This window comes from Aquabacterium sp. UBA2148 (genome assembly GCF_002328915.1).
GTDB classification, from domain to species: Bacteria; Pseudomonadota; Gammaproteobacteria; order Burkholderiales; family Burkholderiaceae_C; genus Aquabacterium; species Aquabacterium parvum.
Genome location: NZ_DCXA01000076.1, coordinates 10,243 through 20,173 on the forward strand (window position 1 = coordinate 10,243; position 9,931 = coordinate 20,173).

The following is a 9,931-nucleotide window of genomic DNA, read 5'->3' on the forward strand; positions in this document are numbered from 1 at the left end:
GGCTCGCGCAGCGCCGGCCCTTCGGAGCCAACGTAGTCGGGGTGCAGGCACCAGCGGCGCCACTGCCACATGGCCGCAGCAGGCAAGTCGCCCACGGCGCCCAGGCGCTTGCCCGGGAAGTAGCCAGCCAGCGCGATGCCCACGGGCGCCAGCACCCACCACAGCAGTGGCGCCTTGCGTCGCACAGCAGGTGCGTTCATGCGCCAGTAGCCGTTGCCACTGGCCACCGTCAGCACGCGCTCGAAGCGCTCGGGCTGCGCCAGCCAGCCAAACAGTTGGCCGCCCAGGCTGTGGCCCAGGAAGGTGCGGGGCGCATCGGGCCAGCGCGCGCACAAGGCATCGGCCGCAGCGGGCAGGTCTTGCATGGCCCAGTCGGTGATGCTGGCCTTGAAACCACGCAGGCTGCGCGGGGCCGAGTCACCCGTGCCACGCCAGTCGAAAGTCAGCACAGCCACGCCCTGCTCGGCCAGCCAGGTGGCGAAGGCCTGATAAAAGCGCTGGGGCACGCCCATGGCGGCACCGATCAACACCGCGCGGCGCACCTCGCCCGCGGGCACGTAGGCGCGCGCGGCCAGCCCGTGGCCGTCGCCGGCGCGCAAGACAAAGGTGTCAACGGTCGCGCTCATGGTGCCTTTCGTCCGTTGGATCAAGCCAGACCCAGCCAGGGCAGGCTGTGTCGCCAGCCTTGCGGGCCGGTGCGGGCGTGGAAGAAGTTGAAGTGCCCCACGCTGCGCGCGCCCACGTCCTGCGGACGCAGGTTCACGTAGTCAACGCGCGTGCCGGTGTAGGGCTGGTGCACGGCGCGGATGCCCGCCGGGCTGGCCATGGTGTCATCGGAAAACAGCACCGCCGTGATCGGCAGCTTCACGTCGGCATAGGCCTGGCGGATGTGCTCGCCTTCGCTGAGCACGAACTTGGGCGAAGCGCACCAGCGCTTCCACTGCGCCACGATGCCGCGCGGCAGGTCACCCACGGCGTTGATGCGGCTGCCGGCGTAATAGCCATGGCGGGCCACGCTCAGCGGCACGATGACGTGCCAGAACGCCCCGATGACGTAACGCAAGGGTTTGGCCAGGTGCTCGACGTAGCCGCTGCCGCTGCCCAACGTGACCACGTGGTCGATCTGCGGGTGCTGCGGCATGGCACCGAACAGGATGCCGCCCATGCTGTGGCCGAACCAGCTGATGGGCAGGCTCGGGTGGCGCTGGGCCACCAGCTCCATCATGGCCGGGGCGTCTTGCAGCGCCCAGTCGATGAGCTTGGCCCGGTAGTGGCGCAGGTTGTCGGGCGCGGACTGGCCCATGCCGCGCCAGTCGAAGGTGTAGGCCACGCAGCCTTGCTGGGTCAGCCAGGTCGCGTAGCGGGTGTAGAAGCTTTGCGGCACGCCCAGGGCGCACGCGATGATGACCGCGCGCCGCGCTGCGCCGCCGTGCGGCTTGAAGCAACGTGCGGCCAGGCTGTGGCCATCGGCGGTGAGGACGCGGGACGATTCCATCGGAACAGGCCTGGAGTCGGTTGAGGCAAAGGTGATCAAAAGGCAGCGATGAGATCGGCGAAGGCCGAAGAAAAAGCCCGCACGGTGGCGGGCTTTCTCAGTCGTCAAACGCTGGCGTCAGCCGATCACAGGCTGTCGACGCGCTCGAAGATGCCGGCGGCGCCCTGGCCGGTGCCGATGCACATCGTCACCATGCCGTACTTGCCGCCCGTGCGTCGCAGGCCGTGAACGACCGTTGCAGCGCGGATGGCACCGGTGGCGCCCAGGGGGTGACCCAGGGCGATGGCGCCGCCCATCGGGTTGACCTTGGCGCGGTCCAGCACGTGGCCCTTGCTGTCGAGGTCTTTCAGCACAGCCAGAGACTGAGCAGCGAAAGCTTCGTTCAGCTCGACCCAGTCCATGTCCGAGGCCTTCAGGCCAGCGTACTCGAGGGCCTTGGGGATGGCTTCGATCGGGCCGATGCCCATGATCTCGGGCGGCACGCCCTTGACGGCGAAGGCCACGAACTTGGCCAGCGGCTTCAGGCCGTACTTCTCGCAGGCTTCCTTCGAAGCCAGGATCAGGCAGCCAGCGCCGTCAGAGGTCTGCGACGAGTTGCCAGCGGTGACCGAACCCTTGGCGGCGAACACGGGGCGCAGCTTGGCCAGGCCTTCCACCGAGGTCTCGGGGCGGGCGCCCTCGTCACGGGTGATGGTCTTCTTGGAAATGGTGACTTCACCGGTTTCCAGGTTCGGCGTGCGCACTTCGATTTCGATCGGCGTGGTCTCGGCGTCGAAGAAGCCAGCTTGCTGGGCGGCGATGGCGCGGCGGTGCGATTCGGTCGCGAAGGCGTCTTGCTCTTCGCGGCTGATGCCCCACTGCTCGGCCACCTTCTCGGCGGTCATGCCCATGCCATAGGCGATGCCGACGTTCTCGTCGAGGTTCACCACGGCGGGGTTGAACGAAGGCTTGGAGCCGCCCATGGGGACCATGGACATCGATTCCACGCCACCGGCGATCATGACTTCGGCTTCACCGACGCGGATGCGGTCAGCAGCCATCGACACGGCGGTGATGCCAGCCGCGCAGAAGCGGTTGACGGTGGCGCCGGCCACGGTCTTGGGCAGGCCCGACAGCAGCGCGGCGATCTTGGCCACGTTCATGCCTTGTTCGCCTTCGGGCATCGCGCAGCCAACGATGGCGTCTTCGATGGCAGCCGGGTCCAGCGTGGGAACCTGCTTGAGGGCGTTCTTGATGGTGGCGACCAGCAGGTCGTCAGGGCGGGTGTTCTTGAACACGCCGCGGCCAGACTTGCCGATCGGGGTGCGGGTGGCGGCAACGACGTAAACGTCGCGGAGTTGCTTGGACATGTGTGTGTCTCCGATCGATCAGTTGCGGACAGGCTTGCCGGTCGACAGCATGCCCATGATGCGCTCTTGCGTCTTGGGGTTGTCCAGCAGCGTGCAGAAGTGCTTGCGCTCCAGGGCGTGCAGGTACTCTTCGGTCACCAGGGTGCCCGCGTCCACGTCGCCACCGGTCAGCACGTCAGCGATGCAGGAGCTGATGTAGTAGTCGTGTTGCGAGATGAAGCCGCCGTCACGCATGTTGATCAGCGAGGACTGCAGCGTGGCCTTCACGTTGCGGCCGGCCACAGCGAACTGCTTCTTGGCAGGGGCGCGGTAGCCGGACTCGAACATGGCCTTGGCTTGGGCGATGGCCACGTACAGGACTTCGTCCTTGTTGGGCACAACGACGTCGCTGTCGAGCAGGTAGCCGAACTTGCGCGCTTCGATGGCGGAGGTCGCCACCTTGGCCATGGCCGCAGCCTGGAAGCCTTCCTTGACGAAGCCCATCAGCTCGGCGCCGACCATGCCGGAGACGCCCTTGGACGCTTCGACTTGCTCAGCCGCACGGCGAGCCAGGTAAGCCAGGCCACCGCCGCCGGGGATCAGGCCCACGCCGACTTCGACCAGGCCCACATAGGTTTCCATGGCGGCCACGCGCTTGGCAGCGTGCACGGCCAGCTCGCAACCACCACCCAGGGCCAGGCCGTGCATGGCAGCGACGGTCGGCACGTTGGAGTAGCGCAGCGACAGCATGAAGTCCTGCAGTTGCTTCTCGAACGGGGCGATGGCCTTGCCACCACCGGCCATGAAGGCGGGCATCATGGATTGCAGGTCGGCGCCAGCAGAGAACGGGCCGTCTTGCGTCCAGATGACCATGCCCTTGTAGCCGCCTTCGGCGATTTCCAGGCCCTTGGCCAGGCCGGCGGTCACTTCGGCGCTGATGGTGTGCATCTTGGACTTGATCGAAGCGATGACCACTTCGTCGTCCAGGGTCCACAGGCGGATGGCGGCGTCTTCGAACAGGGTCTTGCCAGCGGTGGCGGCGTTCGGGGCGTTCGAGCCCAGCACGTCTTCACGGAAGGCCTGGCGCTTGTAGACGGGCAGGTTGCGGATCGGCACGTACTTGCCGGTCTTGGGCGACCAGGAACCTTCGGGCGTGTGCACGCCGTCGCGGCCGTCGAACACCCAGGCGGGCAGCGCGACCTTCGACAGGGCCTTGCCCGAATCGATGTCGGCCTTGACCCATTCGGCCACTTGCTTCCAGCCGGCTTCTTGCCAGATCTCGAAGGGGCCTTGCTTCATGCCGAAGCCCCAGCGCATGGCGAAGTCCACTTCGCGGGCCGATTCAGCGATCGACTCCAGGGTAACGGCAGCGTAGTGGAAGGCGTTGCGCAGCAGGGCCCAGACGAACTGAGCTTGCGGGTGAGCGGACTCGCGCAGGGCCTTGAGGCGCTCGGCGGCGGGCTTGCGCAGGATGTCGGTGACTTCCTTGTCGGCCTTGCCGCCAGCGGCGACGTACTCACCGGTTTCAGGGTTGAACTGAAGGATGGCCTTGCCTTCCTTCTTGAAGAAACCCGCCTTGGTCTTCTGGCCGAAGTTGCCCTTCTCGAGCAGCTTGTCCAGAGCGACCGGGTTGGCGAAGCAGGCGTTGAACGGGTCGTCCTTGGCACCGTTCTGCAGGGTCTTGATGACGTGGGCCATCGTGTCCAGGCCCACCACGTCGGCGGTGCGGAAGGTGGCCGACGAAGCGCGACCCATCTTCTTGCCGGTCAGGTCGTCAACGATGTCGTAGCCCAGGCCCGAACGCTCGACTTCGCGGAAGGTCAGCATCATGCCGGCCACACCCACGCGGTTGGCGATGAAGTTGGGGGTGTCGTATGCGCGGACCACGCCCTTGCCGACCACGGATGCCGAGAACGTCTCCAGCTTGTCGACCACGTCAGGCGCGGTGAACTCGGTGGGGATCAGTTCCAGCAGGAACATGTAGCGGGGGGGGTTGAAGAAGTGGATGCCCAGGAAGCGCGAACGCAGCTGTTCGGGCAGCACGTTGGCCATGGCCGTGATGGACAGGCCCGACGTGTTGGTGGCCAGGATGGCCTTGTCGTTGACGAAAGGAGCGATCTTCTTGTAGAGATCTTCCTTCCAGTCCAGGCGCTCGGCGATGGCTTCGATGATCAGGTCGCAGCCACGCAGTTCCTCGAGGTGTTCTTCGTAGTTGGCCTGCTGGATCAGCACGGCGTCATCGGCCACGCCCAGGGGCGACGGCTTCATCTTCTTGAGGTTTTCGACGGCCTTGGTGACGATGCCGTTCTTGGGGCCTTCCTTGGCGGGCAGGTCGAACAGGACGACCGGCACCTTGCAGTTGACCAGGTGGGCGGCGATCTGGGCACCCATCACGCCGGCGCCGAGCACGGCCACCTTGCGCACATTGAATTGACTCATGTTCTCTCCTCGAGGAACTCAGTGAATGGAGACGGAAAAAAGGAAGGTTGCCCTTGGCGTGCAACCTTCCTGTGACAGCCTGTCGATCAGAACAGGGCTTCGTCCATTTCCATCAGGGGCTTCAGACCAGCCTTGGCGGTGATCATGGCGGTTTCGACTTCCGGCACCAGCTTGGCGAAGTAGAAGCGGGCGGTGGCCAGCTTGGCCTTGTAGAAGGTGTCGCCGGAGCCTTGCTTCTCGAGGGCGATCTTGGCCGACTGAGCGAAGAAGTAAGCGTAGACCAGGTGGCCGACCACGCGCAGGTAGTCAACGGCGGCGGCGCCCACTTCGTCGGGGTTCTGCATGCCCTTCATGCCGATTTCCATGGTGAAGGCTTGCACCTTCTGACCCAGGTCGGCCAGGGGCTTGGTGAACTCCTGCATGGCTTCGTTGTCGGCGTTTTCCTTGACGAAGCGGCCGATCTTCTTGCCGAAGGCGGTCAGCTTGGCGCCACCGTCACCCAGCACCTTGCGGCCCAGCAGGTCCAGCGACTGCACGGTGTTCGTGCCTTCGTAGATCATGTTGATGCGGGCGTCGCGCACGAACTGCTCCATGCCCCACTCGTGGATGAAGCCGTGGCCACCGAAGACTTGCTGGCAGTGGCGGGTGGCTTCCCAGGCGTTGTCGGTGATGAAGGCCTTGACGATCGGGGTCAGCAGCGCCACGGTGTCGGAAGATTCCTTGCGGACGGCCTCGTCGGGGTGGTTGTGCTCCTTGTCCAGCTCGATGGCGGTGTAGTACACCAGGGCGCGGGCGCCTTCGGCGTAGGCACGGGCGATCAGCAGCATCTTGCGCACGTCGGGGTGCACGATGATGGGGTCGGCGGCCAGGTCAGGACGCTTGACGCCAGACAGGGCGCGCATCTGCACGCGGTCCTTGGCGTAGTTCACGGCGTTTTCATAAGCCACTTGGGTCAGGCCCAGCGACTGGTTGCCCACGCCCAGGCGGGCGCCGTTCATCATCACGAACATGGCGGGCAGGCCGCGGTGGGGCTTGCCCACCAGGGTGCCAACGGCGTCTTCCAGCACCATCTGGGCGGTGGCGTTGCCGTGGATGCCCATCTTGTGCTCGAGGCCACCGCAGTAGATGCCGTTGCGCGAACCCAGCGAGCCGTCGGCGTTCACGTTGAACTTCGGCACGGCGAACAGCGAGATGCCCTTGGAGCCTTCGGGGGCGTCGGGCAGGCGGGCCAGCACCAAGTGGACGATGTTCTCGGCCATGTCGTGTTCACCGGCCGAGATGAAGATCTTGGCGCCGGTGATCTTGTAGGTGCCGTCGGCTTGGGGGACGGCCTTGGTGCGCAGCAGGCCCAGGTCGGTGCCGCAGTGCGGCTCGGTCAGGCACATGGTGCCAGTCCACTCGCCGCTGGTCAGCTTGGGCAGGTACATGGCCTTTTGCTCGGGCGTGCCGTGGGCTTCCAGGGCAGCGTGGGCACCGTGGCTCAGGCCGGGGTACATGGTCCAGGCCTGGTTGGCCGAGTTCATCATTTCGTACACGGCCTGGTTGACCAGCTGGGGCATGCCCTGGCCGCCGAATTCGGGGTCGGCCGACAGACCGGACCAGCCGTTTTCGGTGTACTGCTTGTAGGCTTCCTTGAAGCCATCGGGCGTCTTGACTTCGTGCGTGGTCTTGTCGAGCACGCAGCCTTGCACGTCGCCGACCAGGTTCAGGGGGGCCAGCACCTTGGACGCGAACTTGCCGCCCTCTTCGAGCACGGCATTGACGGTGTCGACGTCCAGATCAGCGTAAGCGGGGATCTGCTTGAGTTCGTCAACGGCGCCGAGCAGTTCGTGCATCACGAATTGCATGTCGCGCAGCGGAGGGGTGTAAGAAGGCATCGTGAAGCTCCTCGGTAAAAAAGCAGTTGAACTGACTGTAGGTAAAGGTCAATGTGCGGTCGCACCCACGGGCGCCACCTGTCCAGACGACGACGGCGCACCCAGCGTGTAGTACTGGATGAGTCGCTCGAACGCCGTGCGGGCCCGATCCACTGCCCCAGCCGAGCGCAAAAAGCGCGCGTCGTGGTGCAGCGACAAGATCAGGCCATGGATTTCAAACAACACCTGCATGGGATCGGTGTCGTCACGCAAATGTCCCAGTTCGACCGCCATGCGGATGGCGCGACCCAGCGCACCATGCCACAACAGCACCATGCCGGCCAGTGCATCTCGCACAGGACCCGGACGGTCGTCGAACTCGACCGCACCACTGATGTAGATGCAGCCGGAATCGATTTCAGTGGCCACTTTGGCCACCCAGTTGTCAAAGAGCGCGCGCAGACGCGGCAGGCCACGCGGCTGCCGGATCGCGGGACGGAAGACTTCTTCCTCGAACCGCTCATGGTATTCGCGGATGACCGAAATCTGAAGCTCTTCGCGCGAACCGAAGTGGGCGAACACGCCCGATTTGCTCATGCCGGTGACCTCGGCGAGCGCCCCGATCGACAGGCCTTCGATGCCCATCTGCGACGCGAGGTTCAGCGCCGCCTCCAGGATGGCCGCCCGGGTCTGTTGCCCTTTGTGTGCACCACGCTCACGCCCACGCTCGCGCGCCACCTCGGCGGCGGGTTTGGCGTCCTGGGGCAGCACATCTGACAAGGGCGGTCCTCCGAATAAAACGAACGGTCGTGCTATTTTGCAGAAATCCGGCGGCTTGTGTAGCGGGTTGGGTGATTTTTTTTGCGCACTCTGTCAGGAAGGCGTCAAACCGACGCGTCAGGCCCTGCGGGTCAACCATGTGACGACACGATGACGTGCGTCAGGCACCACGGCGAGTGCACACGAAAGCTTGAGCGCGGCACGGAATCTGCTCTATTCTTGGGCAGTCACTCCTCGTGGAGGTCGAATGGACGTGCTGCAGCTTGATGTGTCAGGCCGTCCGCAGGCTTGGCTCACGGCCAGGGAAGCGGCGGTCCTGTATGCCTGTGACAGCGTCGCCTGGACGCTGGGCGACCCCTTCATGGTCCTGCGCGGAGGCATTCAACGCCTCACGGGCATGCAATCGCGCCTGGAATTGCACCCCATCGTCGCGGTGCACGGGGCGGTTCCCAGCCGGGCCTGGCGCCAGAGCCCTGCTCTCTCGAACGCCAAGTTGTTTGCCCGCGACCGCCAGGTCTGCGCCTACTGCGGGCACCACTTCGCCTTCGACGACCTCACCCGCGAGCACATCCAGCCCGTCTCACGGGGCGGGGTCGACTCCTGGATGAACTGCATCACCGCCTGCCGCAGCTGCAATGGCCGCAAGGGCAACCGCACGCTGTCCGAGCTGCGCTGGTCGATGTACTACCTGCCTTACGTGCCCAGCCTGCACGAGGACATGATCCTGCGCGGGCGGCGCATCGTGGCCGACCAGATGGAGTTCCTGCTCGCCAGCGTGCCGGCGCACAGCCGGCTGCGGCAGGAGTTGAGCTGAGCCGCCGAGCTTCCCCGCCCAATGCTCAGGCTTTTTTCAAGCCAGGCTTGCCCCGCTCGATCACGTAGGTCGCCTGCGTTCGCAGCTTCGACTGCGGTCTGACCGGGTGCGGTGTGCCACGGAACACGCAACGCACCTCGCGCGGCGTGACGTCGAGCATCACGTGGCCGCGCTGGTCGCTGCGCATGTGCAGCACGTCGGGGTTGCCTGCGCGCACCCATGCGTTGGCCACCTCGCTCATGCCCTTGCTGGTGACCGAGGTGGTCACCACTTCGCTGGCGATGATGGGCGATGAGCGGTCCATGGGATCGAGCCGCAGGTTGGCTGCAACGTGACGGTGCACATCGCCCCCCAGGAAGACCACGTCCTGCACCCGCGGCTGGGCGATGGCCTCCATCATGCGGGCCCGCGCGGCAGGAAACGCGTCCCAGCCTTCGGCGTAGGTCAGTGGCCCCAGCGGCGAGCGGATCGGCCAGGGTGCGATCTGCGTGGTCTGCACGACAAAGCGCCAGTTCGCGTCGCTGCCCGCCAGGCCCGCAGCCAGCCAGTCTTCCTGCTGCCGTCCCAGGAACGTGCGCTGATCGGCCTGGATGGCATCGCAGCGCCACAGCAGCTTGCCGTGCATGAGCGCGCGCGGCCACTCGCTGCACAGCGCGGCGTCCCGGTGCTGGCGGGTGTCCAGCGTCCACAGGTCGGCCAACTGGCCCCAGCGGTATCGACCCTGCATGGGCATGCTGGCTTCGAAGGGCACGCGTCGCGGCGACACCGGCATGTGCTCGAAGTAGGCTTTGTAGGCCGCCGCACGCGCCGCGATGAAGGCACGCTGATCGTCAACGCCCGGCGCGGTGTCGCCGGTGTAGTCGGACATGACCTCGTGGTCGTCCCACACCATCAACCAGGGGTGGGCCGCGTGGCAGGCGCGCAGGTCGTCGTCGAGCTTGTAGCTGGCGTGGTGGATGCGGTAATCGGCCAGGGTGCGCCCACCCGGGTGGGGATCCATCTCGAGGACGTGTTTGCGCACCTTGATGTGGTGCGGGGCCTGGGTGGTGTAGATGTAGTCGCCCACGAACAGCACCAGGTCCACGTCGCTGGCAGCGATCTCGCGGTGCGAGTTGAAGTGGCCGTGTTCATAGTGCTGACACGAGGCCAGCGCCATGCGCAACTGCCGGACCGGCTCGGCCGGATCGGGCGCGGTGCGTGTGCGGCCCACGGGGCTGCG

General features: G+C 65.7%; 8 protein-coding genes. 1 reads left to right on the forward strand and 7 read right to left on the reverse strand.

What is annotated here, in order from left to right:
• The 6 genes from B2W70_RS04105 to B2W70_RS04130 form a co-directional block, all read right to left on the reverse strand.
• Positions 1 to 626: alpha/beta fold hydrolase (locus B2W70_RS04105; protein ID WP_286743136.1), on the reverse strand; the 626-nt coding region annotated here is incomplete at its 3' end.
• 20 nt (positions 627 to 646) lie between these two features.
• Entirely contained in the window at positions 647 to 1,495 is an 849-nt protein-coding gene (locus tag B2W70_RS04110; protein ID WP_286743138.1) for an alpha/beta fold hydrolase, read from the reverse strand.
• 125 nt (positions 1,496 to 1,620) lie between these two features.
• Entirely contained in the window at positions 1,621 to 2,844 is a 1,224-nt protein-coding gene (locus B2W70_RS04115; protein ID WP_286743139.1) for an acetyl-CoA C-acyltransferase, read from the reverse strand.
• 18 nt (positions 2,845 to 2,862) lie between these two features.
• Positions 2,863 to 5,262, reverse strand: coding sequence for a 3-hydroxyacyl-CoA dehydrogenase/enoyl-CoA hydratase family protein (locus tag B2W70_RS04120; RefSeq protein ID WP_286743142.1), 2,400 nt, complete (start codon positions 5,260 to 5,262; stop codon positions 2,863 to 2,865).
• Positions 5,263 to 5,348: 86 nt separating this feature from the next.
• Positions 5,349 to 7,139: an acyl-CoA dehydrogenase C-terminal domain-containing protein gene (locus B2W70_RS04125; RefSeq protein ID WP_286743143.1), complete on the reverse strand. Its 1,791-nt coding sequence runs from the start codon at positions 7,137 to 7,139 to the stop codon at positions 5,349 to 5,351.
• 48 nt (positions 7,140 to 7,187) lie between these two features.
• Complete coding sequence (locus tag B2W70_RS04130; RefSeq protein ID WP_058088626.1) at positions 7,188 to 7,856, reverse strand: TetR/AcrR family transcriptional regulator; 669 nt, start codon at positions 7,854 to 7,856, stop codon at positions 7,188 to 7,190.
• A 289-nt stretch (positions 7,857 to 8,145) separates the two neighbouring features.
• On the opposite strand from B2W70_RS04130, the gene B2W70_RS04135 reads away from it, so the two are divergent.
• The gene (locus tag B2W70_RS04135; protein WP_286743144.1) at positions 8,146 to 8,712 is read left to right on the forward strand and encodes an HNH endonuclease; all 567 of its coding nucleotides are present in this window, start codon (positions 8,146 to 8,148) and stop codon (positions 8,710 to 8,712) included.
• A 25-nt stretch (positions 8,713 to 8,737) separates the two neighbouring features.
• Here the strand turns inward: B2W70_RS04135 and B2W70_RS04140 are convergent.
• Positions 8,738 to 9,931, reverse strand: a 1,194-nt coding sequence (locus B2W70_RS04140) for an alkaline phosphatase D family protein (RefSeq protein WP_286743146.1), incomplete at its 5' end; no start/stop codon positions are given.

Excerpts from the sequence above, each read along its gene's own strand:
- B2W70_RS04120 (WP_286743142.1), bottom strand. The coding sequence starts at position 5,262 with ATGAGTCAATTCAATGTGCGCAAGGTGGCCGTGCTCGGCGCCGGCGTG.
- B2W70_RS04125 (WP_286743143.1), bottom strand. The coding sequence starts at position 7,139 with ATGCCTTCTTACACCCCTCCGCTGCGCGACATGCAATTCGTGATGCAC.
- B2W70_RS04135 (WP_286743144.1), top strand. The coding sequence starts at position 8,146 with ATGGACGTGCTGCAGCTTGATGTGTCAGGCCGTCCGCAGGCTTGGCTC.
- B2W70_RS04110 (WP_286743138.1), bottom strand. The coding sequence starts at position 1,495 with ATGGAATCGTCCCGCGTCCTCACCGCCGATGGCCACAGCCTGGCCGCA.
- B2W70_RS04115 (WP_286743139.1), bottom strand. The coding sequence starts at position 2,844 with ATGTCCAAGCAACTCCGCGACGTTTACGTCGTTGCCGCCACCCGCACC.